Genomic DNA, 18,744 nt, shown 5'->3' with positions numbered 1-18,744 from the left:
CTCAACGTAGGGATTCCCTACCGGTCGGGGGGAACGCCCGTTGTACGCAGTTCTCCCGCGGACACAACCGGCATCCCGGTCCGATCTCCGCCGCGGAGGCCGGATCGAGGTTCAAACCCTGTGAATAGACCAGCTTGGGGGCCTCGGCGATATCGCATCCCAGTCCGATGGCGAATTCGGCGGAGGGATGCCCGAAACCGTGCGTGCGCCCGGAGATTGAGGTTGCCATCCACAGATAGGTCCGGCCGTCGGGCATGCGTGCGACCTGGCGGGTGATGTGTCCCCGTCTCTCGAAGGCGCGGTGCAGTGCCCACAGGGGGCAGGTGCCGTTGGTCCTGGAGAAGTGGAATGTCGCCGCAGATTGGCGCTTGGAGATGTTTCCCGCGCGGTCGGAGCGGACGAAGAAGAAGGGCACACCCTCCTTTCCCCTGCGCTGCAGGGTGGACAGCCGGTGGCAGGCCGCCTCGAAGGACACACCGAAGCGGGCCGAGATCAGCTCGATGTCATAGCGGGTCTCCCTGGCGAATCCGAGGAACTGCTCATAGGGCATGACCACCGCTCCGGCGAAGTACTGGGCCAGGCCCGTCCGGGCGATCTCAACGGACTTCACCGTCGGAAGGTCGGGGTGGTCGGCTGTCAGGGAGGTGAACAGATCCGGGTGCAGCAGCGGCGCCAGCTCCTCGGCGAGCTGGAAGCACTGCTGCGCCTCGGTGAGGTCATGGCGGAGGTGGATCTGCCTGGTCTCCGGATCGAAGTGGCGGCGTTCCTCGATCCCGGGGGAGCGGAACCGGACGGTGATGTTGAAATCGGTGTCCAGGAGGTGGGCGAGCCGGGTCACCCGGAGTCCGGGCTGCCCGAGCGTGGCGGCGAGATCCTCACCCAGGCGGTCGAGTGGATCAATGTGGTTGCGGTGCGCCGCGAAATAGTCCCGGACGTGGTCATAGGCGGTGCGGCGATCGCTCTCGGTGGTGGCGGGATGCACCAGGTGCCTGGCGATCTGGGGAAACCGGTTGACCAGGTCCACCAGTTCCTCGGTGGACAGGGTGGGACCGCCACTCATCGCGAGTGCCTCGGAGAGTTCGGTCGCGGCGGCGGCGTTGCGGTCGGGGGAGAAGAAGCTGGCCTCCACATCGAAGGTGGTGGTCAACCTCATCAGGACCGTCGCGGTCAGCGGGCGGCGATCATTTTCCAGCTGGTTAAGATAGCTGGTGGAGAGATTCAACTGCTCCGCCAGGGCGGACTGGGTGATCCCATGGGCCCGGCGAAGTGCCTGGATCCGTGCCCCCGAGTACAACTTGGCCACTGTCGTGCGCCCTCCGAAATAGTGTCCAGGCAGGTGTTTCCGCCTGGTTTGCAATAACCGTCCTATTAACTCCACATGTTTACACAAATTTAACATGGCGAACGGAAGCCCGCCGTGGTTTTAGGCTGGGAATCATGAACACTTCCGAAACCGAGCCATGCAGGGGATCTTCCAGTGGCAGCGGGCATCACGGTCGAAAAGTCCCAGCCGCGCCCACCCCGGCCGCGCCCACCCCCGACTGGGCCTCCTTCGCCGACGGTTCCGCCCAGCGCCGGGCGATAATCCGCAGCGTGTGGCTTGAACTCCTGGAGGAGGAGCTCGGTTGAACGGCACGGACACCCCCGCGGTCCCCGCCGCAACCCTGCGTCCGATTCTCTACCCGGCGCCACGGGGATCACACGGTGGAGCATCGGTCGAGGCGGTGGTCCACCGTTTTCTCAATGGGCAGATCGATCATTTCCAGATGGTGGAGGAGCTGCTGGAATGGGCGCTGCCGGATTCCTCGGGCACCGAGATGAAAAAAACACCCGGCGAATGCCGGGTGCTCAATCACAGGGGAGGTGAGGGTGGTGCTACTTGATCTCGAGCAGCACGGCGCCCTTGGTCACGCCCTCGCCGGCCGCGACGAGCAGACCGGTGACGGTACCGGACTTGTGCGCCTTGACCGGGTTCTCCATCTTCATGGCCTCGAGCACGACGACGGTGTCGCCCTCATTGACCTCAGCGCCTTCCTCGACGTTGACCTTGATCACGGTGCCCTGCATGGGGGCGGCCACCGCGTCGCCGGAGACTCCGGCCTTGGCTCCACCGGCACGACGCTTCTTCGCCTTCTTCTTGGCGGCCCCACCGGCGCCGCCACCGAGAGCGAGGTCGCCGGGCAGGGCCACCTCGACGCGGCGGCCGTCGATTTCGACGATGACCTTCTGTGCGGGGGTCTTCTCCTCGTCCTCGAGTTCCGCGCCGTCGGAGAAGGGCTCAATCGGGTTGACCCATTCCTCCTCGATCCACTTGGTGTAGATGTCGAACTTGTTCCCGTCGCCGATGAAGGCTGGGTTGGAGACGATGTGGGAGTGGAAGGGGATCACGGTGGGCATGCCCTCGACGATGTACTCCGCCAGTGCGCGACGAGAGCGTTCCAGCGCCTGCTCGCGGGTGCTGCCCCAGACGATCAGCTTGGCCAGCATGGAGTCGAACTGACCGGAGATCACCGAACCCTCGACGACACCGGAATCCATCCGGACGCCCGGGCCGGCGGGCTCGCGGTACTTGGTGATGCGGCCCGGAGCGGGCATGAAGTTGGAGCCGGCGTCCTCGCCGTTGATGCGGAACTCGAAGGAATGGCCGCGGGGGGTGGGATCCTCCGTGATGGAGAGCTCTCCACCCTCGGCGATGCGGAACTGCTCACGGACCAGATCCAGGCCTGTGGTCTCCTCGGTGACGGGGTGCTCCACCTGGAGGCGGGTGTTGACCTCGAGGAAGGAGATCAGTCCATCGGAACCGACCAGGTACTCCACGGTGCCCGCGCCGTAGTATCCGGCCTCCCTGCAGATGGCCTTGGCGGAGGAGTGCAGACGCTCGCGCTGGTCGTCGGTCAGGAAGGGGGCGGGTGCCTCCTCGACGAGCTTCTGGAACCGGCGCTGCAGGGAGCAGTCACGGGTTCCCGCGACGACGACGTTACCGTGCTGATCGGCGATGACCTGGCACTCGACGTGACGGGCCTTGTCGAGGTATCGCTCGACGAAGCACTCACCGCGACCGAAGGCGGAGGTGGCCTCGCGGGTCGCGGATTCGAAGAGGTCTGCGACCTCGTCCATCTTGTAGGCGACCTTCATGCCGCGTCCGCCACCGCCGAAGGCGGCCTTGATGGCGATGGGCAGGCCGAACTCCTCGGCGAAGGCGACAACCTCGCCGGCATCCTTGACCGGCTCCTTGGTGCCCGGTGCCATGGGGGCCTCCGCGGCGTCCGCGATGTGCCGCGCGGTGACCTTGTCACCGAGGGAACGGATGGAATCGGGTGAGGGTCCGATCCAGATCAGGCCGGCGTTGATCACGGCCTCGGCGAAATCGGCGTTCTCTGCGAGGAAGCCGTAGCCGGGGTGGACGGCATTCGCGCCGGACTTCGCGGCGGCGTCGAGGATCTTGTCGATGACGAGGTAGGACTCTGCGGAGGTCTGGCCCCCGAGTGCGAAAGCCTCGTCTGCGTATTCCACGAAGGGTGCATCTGCATCCGGTTCGGCGTAGACCGCGACCGAGGGGATCCCCTCATCGCGCGCCGCACGGAAAACTCGAATTGCGATCTCACCACGGTTGGCTACCAACACCTTGGTGATCTTCCTGGTCTCGACTGACACTAAACCCTCCTGGTTTAAAGTTTTTCGGCATGGGGCATGCCGGTGCTGTACGGCATATTCTTGCACATCCGGGTGTGGTGATTTCAGAGATTCGGCAGAAAAAGCAGGAGCACTTCTTTGAAGTCAAAATCTGAGCAAACACTCACATTAGACAATAACGCTAGTGCACCCCTGATTCATCGGCAAAGCCGGCAATCAGGCTATTGACCCCGGTTCACTACCCACGGATATCGGCATCCGGACCATGTTGCCCCACTCGGCCCAGGAGCCGTCGTAGTTGCGGACACTGTCGAAGCCGAGCAGATGCCTGAGCACGAACCAGGTGTGCGCGGCGCGGTCTCCGACCCGGCAGTAGACCACGGTGTCCCTGGTGGGGGAGAGATCGCGGAAGATCTCCTCGATCTCCGCGCGGGAGCGGAAATTGCCGTTGGGCATGACAACAGCATCCCAGGGGATGTGGATCGCCCCGGGGATGTGGCCGCCCCGGAGGGCGCCGCCGGCGACCGCACCGGTGCCGGTGGCTCCGGTGTACTCCTCCACGGTCCGGACGTCGACAAGCGTCAGCGAATCGTCCTTCAGGGACGCCAGCACCTCGTTGACGAACACGCGCATATCCTCATCGGCGCGCTCCACAACGGGGTAGTCGGCGGGGGGATACTCCGGGACGACGAAGGAGGTTTCGCGCTCCTCCGTCATCCAGGCGTCACGGCCGCCGTTGAGCAGCCGGACGTCCTCGTGGCCGAAGAGCTCGAAGACCCACAGTGTGAAGGCGGCCCACCAGTTCGACTTGTCCCCATAGACAACCACGGTGTCATCCCGGGCGATGCCCTTGCGGTTCATCAGGTCGGCGAAGGCCTCACCGTCGATGTAGTCGCGGGTCACCGGATCGTTGAGGTCCTTTGACCAGTCGATGCGCACCGCGCCGGGCAGGTGGCCGATGTCATAGAGGAGGGAATCCTCATTCGATTCGACGACCTTTAATCCCTTGGACCCCAGACGCGCGGACAGCCATGATGCGGACACGATCCTCTCGGGGTGGGCGAATTCCTGGAATTGGGGTAACGGGTCGAACGGTGTTGCCATGGTGGTTCGCTGCCTTCCGAAGAGAGTGGTGGGACATCACCAGCGTAATCCAGCCTATTGTGGGAGCGCAGGTGTGTCCTTAGTTACTTCCGTCAAAGATGGCGCTGCACGGGTAGCGATCTTCCTTTAGTCTCATGTGTGTCAACGAGACGGCGCACCAGAGTGCATAGGGACTGAGGACGTATGCGACGGGGCGAATGTTCTGTGTTGTCACCCAGGCAGTAGTCATAAAGATCTCCGAGCATTCCATGTGATTTCCTTCTTTTGATCACACCCTTTGACCACATTGAGCACACCCCGCCACCGGTGACCCGACACTCGTCGACCGGTCGGGGATTCACGGAAAGTGATTTTCACCATGGCTAAGAACATCGTCGTTTTTGAAGTCGAGGGCGGCTCCGACAAGTTCATCGATGGACACCGCAGGGACACCATGCCGATCGTCAACGCAATCAACGAGGCCGGCGGACACTCCGAGGTGGTGTACTACCGCCCCGAGTGGACCGAGGACCTGTTCGCCTACGTCTCCGAGAACTTCGAGGGCTACATCTCCCGCGTCAACCCCGGCAACGTCCCCGGTGGGGAGCGCGGCTACTTCGATCTGCTCACCCGTCTGTCCGAGGCCGGACTGGTCGGTATGTCCACCCCCGAGGAGATGATGGCCTACGGTGCCAAGGACGCGCTGGTCAAGCTCGCCGACACCGATCTGGTTCCCACCGATACCCACGCCTACTACGATGTGGAGACCTTCCACAAGACCTTCCCCACCTCCCTGTCCTACGGTGAGCGCGTGCTCAAGCAGAACCGCGGATCAACCGGCTCGGGCATCTGGCGCGTCCAGCTGGTGGACAAGGAACTGGCCGACTCCATCGAGCCCGGAACCGCGCTTCCCCTGGACACCGAGATCAAGGCCACCGAGGCCGTGGACAACCACACCGAGATCCGCAAGCTCGGGGAGTTCATGGACTTCTGCGACCAGTACATCATCGGTGACAACGGAATGCTGGTGGACATGCGCTTCATGCCGCGCATCGTCGAGGGCGAGATCCGCATCCTTCTCGTCGGACCGCACCCCGTGTTCGTCGTGCACAAGAAGCCGGCGGCGGGTGGGGACAACTTCTCCGCGACGCTGTTCTCCGGCGCCAAGTACACCTACGACAAGCCCGAGCAGTGGCAGGAACTGGTGGACCAGTTCGCCGAGGCACGACCGGTCATCGCGGAGAAGCTCGGCGGCGACAACATCCCGCTGATCTGGACCGCGGACTTCATGCTGGATACCGCCGCGGACGGCTCGGACACCTACGTTCTCGGTGAGATCAACTGCTCCTGCGTCGGTTTCACCTCCGAACTCGACATGGGAATCCAGGAACTGGTCGCCTCCGAGGCACTGGGACGCCTTCCCGTCACCGTGTAGCACAACCCCGCTTCTCGACGCCCACCCTCACCGAATCCAGGGATCTCGGAGGGCGGGCGCCGTTGTCCGCAGACCCAGATGGAGGCAGCACCATGACCACCGCACCACAGGGGAGGACCCGGCCAACCGGGTTCCATAGAGCAGGGTTGCACAGGGTTGGATCCGGCGTGGGGAGATTCCTCAGCCGCTACCATCCCGTGGGCCTCGCCTTCGCCCTGCTTTTCTACACCTTGGTTCGCCCCGGGTTTAATGGAGGGTAGGAAATTGGAAAAGGAAACCCTTACATGCCCACCAAATACACTGTCGAGCTCAAGCAGCGCGCTGTAGAACTCGTGCTCCACGCTCAAGCTGATCCCGTCACCGCCCGGGGCGCGGTCACCCGCATCGCCGACGAACTCGGCGTGAGCAAGGAAACCCTGCGCGTCTGGGTCCGCACCCACAAGCAATCCGGAACCGACACACCGGCCGAATCGATGGATCTGGAAACAGAAAACCGCAGGCTGCGGGCCGAGCTCGCCGAAGCCAAACGCGCCAACGAGATCCTCAAGAAAGCCTCGGCTTTTTTCGCGGCGGAGCTCGACCGCCCACACAAGTAATCGTCACCTTCATCGACGACAACCGTGCTCAGTTCGGGGTCGAGCCCATCATCCGCGTCCTGGCCACCACCAGCGCGAAGATAGCCCTGAGCACGTATTACGCCCACAAATCACGGCCTGAATCAGCCCGGTCCATCCGGGACAAGCAGATCACCCGGGCACTGCGCCGGATCTTCGAAGACAACTACTCATGTTACGGCGCCCGGAAGCTGTGGGCGGAGATCAACCGCGAGGCCACCTTCGGTCACGTCGCCCGCTGCACCGTCGAGCGTCTCATGGCGACCGACGGGCTGAAGGGGATCCGGCGGCGGAAGAAAAGACCGTCAACTCGCAGCGCCGACGCCGGCGAGTGTCCTGTCGACCTGGTGGAGCGCAACTTCGCCGTGACCGCGCCGAATATGCTGTGGGTCGCCGATATCACCTATATCCCCACCCGGGCCGGGTGGGTGTATGCGGCGTTTGTGTTGGACGCCTACACCCGTGAGATCATCGGTTGGCAAGTGACGAACCACATGCGGGTCTCGTTGGCCCGCGATGCCTTGGATATGGCCCTGTCGGCTCGTCTTCGCGCTGGTGAGGACGTCTCTGGGCTGATCCACCACAGCGACCGTGGAGTGCAATACCGCTCTATTACCTACGGCGAGTCATTGGCGGAGTCGAAGGTCGTGGCCTCGGTCGGATCCCGCGGCGACTCCTATGACAACGCGATGGCCGAGGCGTTGAATTCGATGTTCAAGGCCGAGCTGATCGACCGCAGGACGTGGCCGGCGCTGACCGATGTGATCGTGGCGACCTCGAAGTGGATCGGGTGGTACAACAACCGCCGGTTGCACTCCGCACTGGCTCATCGCCCGCCGAAGGAAGTTCACCAGGAATGGCAGAAGTATCAGGCCTACGCGGCCTGATCGACAAGTAAATCACCCTCTACAAAACCCGGGGCTTGACACCTGGTCACTGAGTCCCTCGCTGCTGCCGCGCATGTGGTACTTCCAGGCACTGGCGACCGGTGTCAGCCTCGCCTGCGGATACGGCGTAGGCCTGATCGCCCGGCAGATCTTCCGCTGGTCCGGGATCACCTGGCGGCCCTCCGCGGAGCAGCGGCGATGGGGCTGGATCGGACTCGGGGTGGCCGCCGCGGTGCTGATTCCGCTGTTCATGATCCTCGGGGCGCACTGGCAGAAGCAGACCAGGGCGCTGATCGGTGTCGATGATGACAGCGACGGCCTCTATATTCTCGTCCTGCTGATCGCCTTGATCGTCGCCATCGCACTGATCCAGCTCGCCCGCGGAATCGGTGCGCTCTGGAGGCGCATCGCCGAGTTCGGGCGCCGCTGGGTGCCACTTCCCGTGGCCAAAGTCGGGGGACTCGCGCTGCTGGTGATTCTCGGTGTCGCTCTGCTCGACGGCGCGGTGGCGCGCGTCGTCCTCAATGTGGCGGAGCGGAGCTACTTCGCGGCGGACCAGAACACACGCCCCGGGGTGGTGCAGCCGGTGAGCCCGAAAAGGTCGGGATCGCCGGAGTCCCTGGAGCATTGGTCGACCCTGGGCCGTGACGGGCGCAGCTTCGTCGCCGCGGGACCGGACCAGGCGAGGATCGAGGAGGTGACGGGTAAGGCTGCCGAGGAACCCATCCGCGTCTACTCCGGCCGGGCTTCCGCGGAGACCATCGCAGAGATCGCCGACAATGTCGTTGCCGAGCTGGACCGCACGCGGGCCTTTGACAGGACGTCGCTGCTCGTGGTGACCACCACCGGACGCGGCTGGGTGAACACGGCAGCGGCGGACGCATTCGAGTACATCAACCACGGTGATTCGGCCATCGCCGCCATGCAGTACAGCCACCTGCAGAGTCCCTTCGCCTATCTCGCGGATCGGCAGACACCGCTGCAGGCCGGTCGGCTGCTGCTGGAGGCGGTCTATGAACGCTGGTCGCAACTGCCGGAGGCGAGCAGGCCGAAGCTCTATGTCATGGGCGAGAGTCTCGGCTCCTACGGCATGCAGGGAGCGGTGTCCTCGCCGCAGGACATGATCTCGCGTCTCAATGGCGGACTGCTCATCGGCACCCCGAACTTCGCCGAACCCTGGCACCGGCTGACGGAGGAACGCGACCCCGGCTCGCGGGAGATTCTTCCGGTGGTCGACCACGGCCGCCACGTCCGCTTCGCCGCCGAGGATGGTGACCTTGAGCTTTCACAGGACTGGGAGGCCCCCCGTTTCGTCTACTGGCAGCACGCCAGTGATCCCATCACCTGGTGGTCCCTCGACCTGATATACCGCAGGCCGGACTGGCTCGCCGAGCCGCTCGGATCGGATGTCAATCCCAACATGAGATGGCTGCCTTTGGTGACATTCTGGCAGGTCGCGGCCGATATGGCGCTATCCGCCGGTGTGCCCGCTGGCCACGGTCACGCCTACGGTGATGCCGCCGCGGGGCTGTGGGCGGCGATCCTGGACCCCGAGGGCTGGGAGGAATCCGACACCGACCGGGTTCGTGAGGCGATCCGGAGTCCGGAGACGCAGCTGCAGCCCCTCGGTGAGATCCACTGACGCTCACCCACCGGCTCGGACCGGGCATAGACACCGGGCATAGACTCGGACCGAGTAGATTTCTGAGATACCGGATGTTCCGCCCCAACTATTTGGAGTCACCGTGACCACACGAGTTCCCGCCACACAGGCCTTCGATCTGGCTTATGCCCATCCCGCCGAGGAGGTCCTCGCAGGCCTGGGATCGGGGATGGATGGCCTCAGTTCCCCGGACGCGGAGAGGGCGGTCGCTGACTTCGGCCCGAATGCACTGCCCGTGTCCGCGCCGCTCCCGGCCTGGCGCCGTTTCATCTCCCACTTCGATGATGTGCTCATCTACATCCTTCTCGCCGCCGCGGCGCTCAAGGCGATTCTGCAGGAATGGGTGGACTTCAGTGTTATCGCCTTCGCCGCGGTCGCCATCGCCTCGGTGGGATTCGTTCAGGAGGGAAGGGCACAGAAGGCGATGGAGAGCATCAAGTCGATGCTCTCCCTGCACGCCCAGGTCCTGCGCGATGGAACCTGGTCGACGGTGGACGCCGAGGCGATCGTTCCCGGCGATGTCATCCGGGTGCGTTCCGGTGACCGGGTTCCCGCCGACGCCAGACTCCTGCGCGAGTCGAATCTGCAGGTCGATGAGTCGGCGCTGACCGGGGAATCGGTCGCGGCGATCAAGAGCATCGATGCGGTCGGGGAGAGCGCCGGCGTGGGGGATCGAAGCTGCATGATCTTCTCTGGCACCATCGTCAGCACGGGAACGGCGGAGGCCGTGGTCACCGCGACGGGTACAAACACCGAGATAGGCAAGATCACAAGCTTGGTCAACGAGGTGGAGTCCACGGAGACGCCTCTGTCCAGGCAGCTGCAGTCCCTGGCGAAGAAGCTGTCCATCCTCGTCGGCATCCTGGCCTTCGTGCTGATTCTGGTCGGTCGGATCTTCTACGACTACACCGTCGATGAGCTGGTCTCCGCGGCGATCGGTTTCGCAGTTGCGGCGGTGCCCGAGGGCCTGCCCGCGATGGTGACCATCACGCTGGCGCTCGGTGTGCAGCAGATGGCGCGTCGAAACGCGATCACACGGAAAATGACCGCGGTGGAGACGCTGGGGGCGGTGACCACGATCTGCTCGGACAAGACCGGCACCCTCACGCAGAATGAGATGACCGCACGGGTCGTGGTCACCGATTCCGGTGCCGTCAATGTGCAGGGCACCGGCTACGCCCCGCAGGGACACCTCACCGCGGCGGATGCCCAGGTGGATCCGGAATCACGCCCGGATCTCCACGCCCTGCTCATCGCGGCCGGCCTGTGCAACAACGCCAGGGTGGAGGAGAAGGAGCAGGGCTGGGTGCTCGTCGGCCAGCCCACCGAGGGGGCGCTGACGGTCCTGGCACTGAAATCCGGTGTGGATCTGACAGCGGTCAGGATCGGGGAGGTGCCCTTTGAATCGGCCCACAAGTTCGCGGCGACCGTTGATGATCTTCCCGGCGGCAGCAGGCTGCTGCACTGCGTCGGTGCCCCGGACCGACTTCTGGACCGCTGCGACTCGCAGCTGCGTGCCGACGCCTCCACCGAGAATCTCGACCGCGCCGGGTGGGAGCGCCGCATCACCGAACTCTCCGACCGGGGGCTGCGCGTCCTCGGTGTGGCGCGTCGTGACGCCACCGACCTCGACGCCTCCGACCTCGGCCTGCACGACGTGGACGGGCTCGCCTTCATCGGCGTGGTCGGCATCGTCGATCCGCCCCGGCCGGAGGCGGTCAGCGCGATCGCCGAGACGCACGAGGCCGGAATCAGGGTCAAGATGATCACAGGGGACCACGCTGGTACCGCCGTCGCGATCGCACGGGAACTCGGGATCGTCGAAGGGCGGGGATCCGCCCGCGTCCTCAGCGGCACCGAACTCGAGGCGATGAGCCAGGAGGAACTGCGCCGGGTCGCCCGAGATGTCGACGTCTACGCGCGCACCAGCCCCGAGCACAAGATCCGGATCGTTCGTGCACTGCAGTCGCAGGGCGAGGTCGTGGCCATGACCGGCGACGGCGTCAATGACGCACCCTCGATCACCCGCGCCGATGTCGGTGTGGCCATGGGAATCAAGGGCACGGAGGCGACCAAGGAGGCCGCCGACATCGTGCTGGCCGATGACAATTTCGCCACCATTGAACGCGCGGTCGAGGAGGGGCGGCGGATCTACGACAACATCCGCAAATCGGTCGTCTTCCTGCTGCCCACCAACGGTGCCCAGTCGCTGGTGATCCTCGTGGCCATCCTGCTCGGGATGTCGCTGCCGCTGTCACCGGTGCAGATCCTCTGGATCAACCTGGTCACCTCACTGACGCTGTCACTGCCACTGGCCACCGAACCCGTGGAACCCGGCACCATGCACCGAGCCCCGCGCGCGGCGAATGAGCAGGTACTCTCCCGGAGCTACTTCCGTCTCGTCGTCGCGGCCTCGCTGATCATCGGCGCGATGACCTTCGCGATGTACCTCACCGAGATCCGTCTCGGCACCGACTACGCGCAGGCACAGACCGCGGCGGTGACCGTCCTGGCGTTCAGCCAGCTGGCCTTCCTCTTCAGCTGCCGGATCCTCGGCGGTTCGGCGCTGACACCACGGGCCGTCACGGGAAACCGGATCGTCTGGTACGCGGTCCTCGCCCTGGTGGGGCTCCAGCTGCTGTTCATCTACGCACCCTTCATGCACGTATGGTTCGACTCGGCGCCGCTGGGACTGCGGGACTGGGGACTGGTCGCGGCCTCCTCCATCGCGGTGTTCCTGTTGGTCGAGCTGGTCAAGGCCGTGCTCAGGCGCAGCGAGTCCTAGTTCCCCGACCGGCCCCCGCGGCCGGGAGAGGCCGTGCTCAGGCGCTTCCCAGCGGCTTTTCCAGGGTGTGCCTGTCCCCGGAGTAGCCGCACTCCCGGAAGAGCTCCTCCATCCGCGGATCCGTCGTGCCCAGCTGCGCGATCCGGGCGCCCCGGGCCTTGCCGTGGGAGTGCGCCCACGTCAGCATCGGCGGGATCAGGGAGGCGTCGGTGGCGGTCAGTGCGCCGATGTTCAGGCGCGTCGCCCCGGAATCCGCGATGCCGGGGATGAAGGTCAGCTGCATGGTACCGGTGATCCGAGAGGAGGAATCGCGGACCACCGCGAGATAGTGCGCGGGATTGACGGCCATGACATCGAAGGCACCCTCATGGGCCTCGGTTGCTTCCGGGGCATCGGCCAGCAGCGCGACGATCTCCGGGATGTCGGCACGCCCGGCACGCTGGATGGTGTAGGTCCGCTCCCCGAGCTGGAAGCGCGAGGCCGCGGATTCCCGCGCCGCGGCCTGCATGGCCGCCACCAGCGCTGTCAGCCAGGCCCCGACATTGGCCCTGGCCTCGAGGGTATCGGGGTAGCGGCAGCGCAGGTGGGCGCCGGTGTCATCGAGGATGAACCACAGCATGACACCGTCGGTGTGCATCGCCGCGCTGATGTACTGGGCCTCGAGGCCGATGTCATCGATGCTCACCGGCAGCCGGCGCAGATCGAGCCAGGACACGGCGAACATCCCGGGTGTGTCCGGCATCCCGCCCCAGGGTGCGAGAACATCCTCCAGGGGCCATGAACCCAGACTGATGGCCTCCCTGACGGCTTCGGCGGCAGCCGCGGGTTCCGGGGAATCAACCTCGAGGATAGAGTTGGTGATGAACCAGCCCACGGAGTTGTGCCAGTCCCGGTCGAAGCGACTGTGGACGGGAAACAGCGCGCGCAGCGGGGTACCCGCGAGCTCGCGGGTCACCTTCGCCATCAGCGAGGTGGTCAGCGTGAGGGTGGACACCCCGAGTGCCCTGGCGTGGGCGGCGAAGGTCGCCGTGTCATCGACGGTGAACACATCGCGGACCTCCACCCGCTCCGGGTGCTGGCCCGGGGTGCCGATGGACAGGGGGAAGCGTGGCATGTGTCCACCGCCGGCGTCGATAATTTCGCGCCACCTGTCGCGCACCGAGTCCGGGGCGGGTTCCCGGGTGCGCAGGAAACGGGTGTGCTCGGAGAACGGGGGCGGGTTGCCTGAGGACGCCGATTCCCGTCCCCCCAGGGCGGACAGCAGGTCGCGCGCCAGCACGAGCATGGACCACATGTCCACATGCGAGTGGTCACTGGCGATGACAATGGTGGGACGCTGGGCGCTGTCGACGATGCACAACCGGTAGGAGGGCCGGGCGAAGGACACACAGCAGCTGTCGAGGACCTCGCGCAGGAGATCGCGCATCGACTGTCCCGGAAGCGCGACGTGCTCCACCCACCGGCCGCCCGAGACCTCCATCTCGCGCAGGATGAGCTCGCCGTCCTCACCGTCGCTGTCGTGCCCGTCCGGCTGTTCGTGCTCGAAGACCGTGCGCAGCGTGCCGTGCCTGGCGACGACCTTCAACCAGGCATCGGAGAGTCTCTCCCTGTCCACAGGGGAGGACAGACGCATGCTCATCGCCATCCAGCTGCCGGGGCGATCCCCGAAGGAGACGTGTCTGCGCTGATCAAAGGACACGGGTGAGGTGTCACCGGTCGGGGTAAGGCTCACCTGAAAGCTGTGCAGTGGGCCGAAGGGTAGCCGTAAGTGGGTGACATGGGTGAGCCTCATGGCGGTATCCTAACCCACACCAGAGCCATCGGAAGTGAAGGAGAAATCCCATGTCGACCTTTTCCGTCCCGGGTGCGGAGCTTGCCACCTCGTTCAGTGATGAGCACGGACACCCCGTCGTTCAGCTCCACGGGCTGACCTCGAGCAGAAAGAGGGACCGCCTGCTCGATCTGGATCTCGGCCGCGGGCTGTCCGGAACGCGCCTGCTGCGCTATGATTCCCGCGGACACGGATACTCCACTGGCAGAGCCGTCCCGGAGGACTATACCTGGACGAATCTGGCCTCTGACCTGCTTCTGCTTCTCGACGCCTACTTCCCAGGGGAACAGGTGCACGGGGTTGCACCGTCCATGGGCTGCGCGACCCTGCTGCATGCGGTGCTCCGCGAACCGGACCGTTTCAGCGGACTGACACTCATGCTGCCGCCGACGGCCTGGGAGACGCGGACGGCCCAGGCGGCCGACTACGAGGCCAGGGCGAGGTTCATCGAGGAACACGGAATGGAGCAGTTCCTGCGCGCCGACGCCATGGCGGCGGCACCACCGGCGACCGTGGGGCGACCGGACACCGTCCCCGATATTTCCGCCGAGCTGCTGCCCTCGGCCTACCGCGGGGCTGCGATGAGCAATCTGCCCCCGAGGGAGGATCTGGCCACACTCTCAACCCCGATGACCATCCTCTGCTGGACGGGCGACCCCGGTCATCCCGTGTCCACCGCGATTGATCTGGCCACCATCTTCCCGATGGCCAGGCTGTTCATCGCGACCACACCCGCAGAGGTCTCACGATGGCCGGAGGTGCTCCGTGAGGATGTGGACAGGGAGTCTATTCCCCTCGCTTCACAACACCACTGACCTCGGTGACGGTGATGTCCGCGGGGGCGGTGCGGGAGTACCTGAAACCGGCGTTCGCGCACTCCTCGCAGACATCCTCCGGGATCAGCCCCCAATGGATCAACCAGCCGAAGATCCAGCATCCGAGGCAGAACCCGAACACGGATTCCAGTGTCGCCGCCACGGTCAGCAGCACCAGGACGAAGGTGGCGGCGGTATCCCAGCCCACGATCGTCAGAAGGAGGGCGGTGGTGGCAAACGCCAGCCCGATCGCCTGGGCGAAACGCTTCGGGGGTCCGGCGGTGAGCAGCGGCCCGCGGCGCAGAAGCGGGGCCAGTACATGCACCGAGAGACGGCCGAAGGGCGAGTAGCGCGGTCCTCCCGCCACCCGCAGCGCGAAGCCGAGGGCCAGCACGGATACCAGCACCAGCCGGAGGGTGCCGGTGGAGAATATCGTCGCAAGTGTCAGCAGTACGACCAGGCCCGCGGTGAAGCGGGCTGCATACTCATTGACCGGATTGGGGAAGCTGAAGATTTTCGTGGCCACGGCTGGGTACTCCTCATGGCTTGACCGGGGTGTGTGGCCCGCAGCCTAGCGCCGCGCCGGGCACGCTGCCAATATTGCAACCAGGGGGAATGAATTCCGTGCCCGGGGCGGGGTCCGCGAGGATCGCCCGGGCCCTATTGGCGGCGAAGGTTTTCCACTATCCGGCCGCAGGCGGGGGAAGAGGTGCCCCGGCGGGAGGGGCGATCCTGGGATAGGCCCGTGCGGTGATCCGGGCGGTGCTCTCCGATTCGATCGCCGCCGTTGCGGCGACCGGCCGCGGGCGGTGCGGGGCGGGATCCCAGTTGCCGTCCACCGCACGCTTCTGGAAGATCATCGCACCAAGGAGCAGCACGGCCCCGATGATCAGGATGAGGATGAGTCCACCTACCGGGCCGGCCTTCGCTGCGGAACCGATGGCGATACCGAACCAGCCGAAGTCGGCATCACCGAAGGTGGTGTTCTCCGCTCCGAAGGTGCCCAGGACCGACAGCAGGAAGGCCGGGAGAAAGGTGATGAGCAGACCATTGGCGAAGGCTCCGGCGACCGCCCCGCGGCGGCCGCCGGTGGCATTGCCGTAGACTCCGGCCGCGCCCCCGGTGAAGAAGTGCGGAACGAGTCCGGGGAGGATCAGCGCCACCCCGAACACCGGGTTGAGCCAGGAAGCGAGCACCGCCAGGCCGACGAGACCACCGACGAAGGAGGAGAGAAATCCGATGAGCACCGCATTCTGGGCGTAGGGGAAGACGATCGGCGCGTCCAGGGCGGGGATCGCCCCCGGTACCACCTTGGCCGCGATCCCCTGGAAGGCGGGGACCAGCTCACCGAGGATGGTGCGCACACCGAAGAGGATCACCGCCACTGCGACACCGAACTGCAGGCCCTGGGTAAAGGATTGCATGAGGTAGTCGCCCACGTTGCTCGCCACGCCCTCAAAGGCGGTGAAGGCTTCCGCGCTGCCGCGGCGCACCAGAAAGAGCACTGCGAGGACAATGTACATCAGTGCCATGGACAGGGCGGTGGAGACCATGGAGTCCCGCAGGAAGCGCAGGCCCTCCGGGACCTTCATGTCCTCGGTCGAGGGGCTCGTGCCACGGCCACCGACCGCGCGCCCGACGGAGCCGGCGAGAATGTAGCCGGCGGTGCCGAAGTGCCCGATCGCGATGGAATCATCGCCGGTGATCCGGCGGGTCCACGGATGGGCGAACGCCGGCATCGCGACCATGAGAATACCCAGCAGCAGTGCGCCGACCCCGACGACGATCCATGAGTTGAATCCCGCGGTGGCCAGGATGATGGTCAGCATCGTGGCCATGAACAGTACATGGTGGCCGGTGAGGAAGACATAGCGCAGATTGGTCACGCGGGCCAGGACTAGTGAGACGGCGAAACCGAGGATCATCAGCCACGCCACCTGGGCGCCGTACTCCTGCTGGGCGATACCGGCGATGGCCTCGTTGGTGGGAACGACGCCCTGGGCTCCGGTGGCGCCGGTGATCATTGCGCCGAGGGGTTCCAGCGAGGCGGTGACCAGAGTGGCACCTGCGCCGATGAGCAGGAAGCCGAGCGTCGCCTTGATGGCGCTGCCGACCACCTGACCGGTGGAACGGCCGAGCGCGGCCAAGCCCACGGCGGTGATGATGCCGATGAGGAACGCCGGAACGGCGAGGATTTCGTTGACCAGGAATTCGGGTATGGCAAGCCAGTTCATCTGTGTCCTAAATATCGTAGAGCTCGCGCAGTGCGGCATCGATTTCCGAGGTGGATGTGAAGTCGGTGATCACATGGACGGGGATGCCCACATCGCCGAGCGTGCGGGCAATCTCGCCGGAGGTGAGGATCAGGTCCGCCTCCTTGGCCTTGCCCTTGGCGGAGATGGTGTCGGTGGCCTCGACACTGAGGTAAGGTCCCCACCCCCAGCTGTCGAGCACCTGCTCCAGGGTGTTCTTGAGAAAAAGTGAGGTACCCAGGCCGTTACCGCAGACGGTGAGGATCTTGTCCCTTGTGGAACCCCCGCTTCTCGACGCCGCTCCCGGTGACTCGGCCGCGGGCACCGGCCCGCCGGCCTCCAGGATGCGGAGGATCTCCGCGGGGTCCCCCGCCCGGTTGAGCTCGGTGCGGTGTCTCGCCAGTGCCTTTGCGATGGCGGCCATGGCCCGGGAATGGGAGGTGGAGTCGGTGGCGGCGAGGGCGACGACCAGGTCGACGGGGTCATTGTCGGGATGTCCGAATTCCACCGGTTCGGCCAGTCGCACCCAGGACAGTGCGGTCTCGTGGACGGCCGCGCTGGGACGCGCGTGCGCGAAGGCGAATCCGGGGGCGACGACGATGTAGGGGCCCTTCTCCTCCACGCTCCGGATCATCGCCACGGTGTAATCCGGGTCGATGCTGCCGGAGCGCTCGAGCAGTTCCCCGGCGGCGCGGATCGCTCCGCGCCAGTCTCCGACCTCGACGTCGAGGGCGATCCTCTCGGGCCGCAGTAGTTGCGTCAGTGATGTCATACCCTGATCGTATGCCTACGCGCTAATGCATCAAATATATGGTCCCACCAATGGAGGCGATCGGTCAGTCCTCGCCGATCTCCGGGACGTGGTGGCGCCAGAGAACATCGAGTCCGACCCCTTGTGCATCGGTTCCGGTCACGGCCAGCCCGTGTCCACTGAGCACCATGGCCACCTCGGCCGCGATCGCATCATCGGAGACGTCCTCGCTGCGCGATGCGGTGGTCACGGCCAGACCGGTCGTGGATTCGTGGCTGAGTTCCTCCCAGGCGTTGACCCAGACCAGCGCGACCCCGCGCTGTCCCGGGCGCGCCTGGATGGAGGCGTGATCGGTGAAGATCCCGGCATCGATGTCGTGGTTGTCGATCAGGTCCTCGAAGGCCGCAACCAGGCGATCGACGTCCGTGGTCTCCTCGGCCCATCCATCGGCGAGGGCGAAAGCCTCCTCCCAGAGGGCGTTGACGATGTCCACGGCCAAATCGCCGATGTCACCGGGCAGCTCCCCGGGGTCCTCATCCTCGAGCACCTCCTCGAGGTGGTCATAGGCATCCTCCGGGTCGAGGATATCGCCGTTGAGAATCCTGCGGCGCAGGTCGTCGATGAACCAGTAGTTGTCGTTGCTGAGCAGTTCCGTGATGTCGGTCATGGCCAGAGAATAAGCGCATTCGGGTCCCACCGCGCGGTGTGCGTTCACGACCATAGTGAAAGACCGCGGAGGGGTGCTTATCGTCTCTCAGGTTCCGGGGTCACGTGTCACCACCTGGTGCCCCTTGGGAACCTCCTCCCCGTGGCCGCGGTGGGCGTCGTCACGCGGTGGGGAGGCCCCACCGGTGGTTACTGATCGGCAATCCCGCCGGGGTGTGCACATATATCCGGAGACACCGGGACGCGTACCTGGTAGGTTTCCCGGAAAAGCACCGGGGCCGGGCCCGTGCGAGGGTGCCGGCGTCTGAAACATCAGGAGTTGGAGGAAC

At 65.3% G+C, this 18,744-nt stretch carries 16 protein-coding genes and 1 other annotated feature; of the genes, 8 read left to right on the top strand and 8 right to left on the bottom strand.

Annotation, left to right across the window (positions count from 1 at the left end; translation table 11 throughout):
- Nucleotide 1: 1 nt before the first annotated feature.
- Nucleotides 2-1,303 (bottom strand): short-chain fatty acyl-CoA regulator family protein, encoded by a 1,302-nt coding sequence (locus B7E02_RS11785; protein ID WP_080796303.1) that lies wholly within the window; start codon nt 1,301-1,303, stop codon nt 2-4.
- Between the two features lie 134 nt (nt 1,304-1,437).
- Here B7E02_RS11785 and B7E02_RS14120 point away from each other — a divergent pair, with 134 nt between their 5' ends.
- The gene (locus tag B7E02_RS14120) at nt 1,438-1,629 is read left to right on the top strand and encodes a hypothetical protein (RefSeq protein ID WP_143336748.1); all 192 of its coding nucleotides are present in this window, start codon (nt 1,438-1,440) and stop codon (nt 1,627-1,629) included.
- Nucleotides 1,626-1,883 (top strand): hypothetical protein, encoded by a 258-nt coding sequence (locus B7E02_RS11780; protein WP_080796301.1) that lies wholly within the window; start codon nt 1,626-1,628, stop codon nt 1,881-1,883. Before B7E02_RS14120 ends, B7E02_RS11780 begins: the two co-directional genes overlap by 4 nt.
- Here the strand turns inward: B7E02_RS11780 and B7E02_RS11775 are convergent.
- Nucleotides 1,876-3,654 carry an acetyl/propionyl/methylcrotonyl-CoA carboxylase subunit alpha gene (locus tag B7E02_RS11775; RefSeq protein ID WP_080796299.1) on the bottom strand — a complete coding sequence of 593 codons (1,779 nt, stop codon included), beginning with the start codon at nt 3,652-3,654 and terminating at the stop codon, nt 1,876-1,878. The genes B7E02_RS11780 and B7E02_RS11775 overlap by 8 nt on opposite strands.
- A gap of 195 nt (nt 3,655-3,849) precedes the next feature.
- Nucleotides 3,850-4,737: a sulfurtransferase gene (locus B7E02_RS11770; protein WP_080796297.1), complete on the bottom strand. Its 888-nt coding sequence runs from the start codon at nt 4,735-4,737 to the stop codon at nt 3,850-3,852.
- Nucleotides 4,738-5,095: 358 nt separating this feature from the next.
- Between B7E02_RS11770 and B7E02_RS11765 the strand changes: the two genes are divergently transcribed.
- The 5 genes from B7E02_RS11765 to B7E02_RS11745 all read left to right on the top strand — a co-directional run bounded on the left by B7E02_RS11765 (nt 5,096) and on the right by B7E02_RS11745 (nt 12,100).
- Nucleotides 5,096-6,151, top strand: coding sequence for a Cj0069 family protein (locus B7E02_RS11765; RefSeq protein ID WP_080796920.1), 1,056 nt, complete (start codon nt 5,096-5,098; stop codon nt 6,149-6,151).
- Nucleotides 6,152-6,435: 284 nt separating this feature from the next.
- The gene (locus tag B7E02_RS11760) at nt 6,436-6,747 is read left to right on the top strand and encodes a transposase (protein ID WP_080792459.1); all 312 of its coding nucleotides are present in this window, start codon (nt 6,436-6,438) and stop codon (nt 6,745-6,747) included.
- Nucleotides 6,708-6,836, top strand: a sequence feature (AL1L pseudoknot). (Overlaps the previous gene by 40 nt.)
- Complete coding sequence (locus B7E02_RS14405) at nt 6,747-7,652, top strand: IS3 family transposase (RefSeq protein ID WP_342743706.1); 906 nt, start codon at nt 6,747-6,749, stop codon at nt 7,650-7,652. Its footprint overlaps the feature before it by 90 nt. Before B7E02_RS11760 ends, B7E02_RS14405 begins: the two co-directional genes overlap by 1 nt.
- Nucleotides 7,633-9,294 (top strand): alpha/beta hydrolase, encoded by a 1,662-nt coding sequence (locus tag B7E02_RS11750; protein ID WP_281248252.1) that lies wholly within the window; start codon nt 7,633-7,635, stop codon nt 9,292-9,294. The genes B7E02_RS14405 and B7E02_RS11750 overlap by 20 nt, the downstream gene beginning before the upstream one ends.
- Before the next feature lie 103 nt (nt 9,295-9,397).
- Complete coding sequence (locus B7E02_RS11745; RefSeq protein ID WP_080796293.1) at nt 9,398-12,100, top strand: cation-translocating P-type ATPase; 2,703 nt, start codon at nt 9,398-9,400, stop codon at nt 12,098-12,100.
- Between the two features lie 37 nt (nt 12,101-12,137).
- Here B7E02_RS11745 and B7E02_RS11740 read toward each other — a convergent pair whose 3' ends face one another.
- Nucleotides 12,138-13,832 (bottom strand): condensation domain-containing protein, encoded by a 1,695-nt coding sequence (locus tag B7E02_RS11740; RefSeq protein ID WP_245802267.1) that lies wholly within the window; start codon nt 13,830-13,832, stop codon nt 12,138-12,140.
- A 110-nt stretch (nt 13,833-13,942) separates the two neighbouring features.
- Between B7E02_RS11740 and B7E02_RS11735 the strand changes: the two genes are divergently transcribed.
- Complete coding sequence (locus tag B7E02_RS11735) at nt 13,943-14,746, top strand: alpha/beta fold hydrolase (RefSeq protein ID WP_080796288.1); 804 nt, start codon at nt 13,943-13,945, stop codon at nt 14,744-14,746.
- Here the strand turns inward: B7E02_RS11735 and B7E02_RS11730 are convergent.
- The 4 genes from B7E02_RS11730 to B7E02_RS11715 all read right to left on the bottom strand — a co-directional run bounded on the left by B7E02_RS11730 (nt 14,718) and on the right by B7E02_RS11715 (nt 18,416).
- On the bottom strand, nt 14,718-15,272 hold the full coding sequence (locus tag B7E02_RS11730) for a DUF4395 domain-containing protein (protein WP_143336746.1): 555 nt from the start codon (nt 15,270-15,272) through the stop codon (nt 14,718-14,720). The genes B7E02_RS11735 and B7E02_RS11730 overlap by 29 nt on opposite strands.
- 157 nt (nt 15,273-15,429) lie before the next feature.
- Entirely contained in the window at nt 15,430-16,980 is a 1,551-nt protein-coding gene (locus tag B7E02_RS11725) for a PTS ascorbate transporter subunit IIC (protein ID WP_080796286.1), read from the bottom strand.
- Between the two features lie 7 nt (nt 16,981-16,987).
- Nucleotides 16,988-17,770, bottom strand: coding sequence for a PTS sugar transporter subunit IIAB (locus B7E02_RS11720; RefSeq protein WP_080796284.1), 783 nt, complete (start codon nt 17,768-17,770; stop codon nt 16,988-16,990).
- A gap of 64 nt (nt 17,771-17,834) precedes the next feature.
- On the bottom strand, nt 17,835-18,416 hold the full coding sequence (locus B7E02_RS11715) for a DUF6891 domain-containing protein (RefSeq protein WP_143336745.1): 582 nt from the start codon (nt 18,414-18,416) through the stop codon (nt 17,835-17,837).
- Nucleotides 18,417-18,744: the final 328 nt, after the last annotated feature.

The sequence above is a fragment of the Corynebacterium pacaense genome, from assembly GCF_900169525.1.
GTDB lineage: Bacteria > Actinomycetota > Actinomycetes > Mycobacteriales > Mycobacteriaceae > Corynebacterium > Corynebacterium pacaense.
Note: the sequence above shows the minus strand (reverse complement) of the source record. Positions and strands in the feature narration are given on the sequence as shown.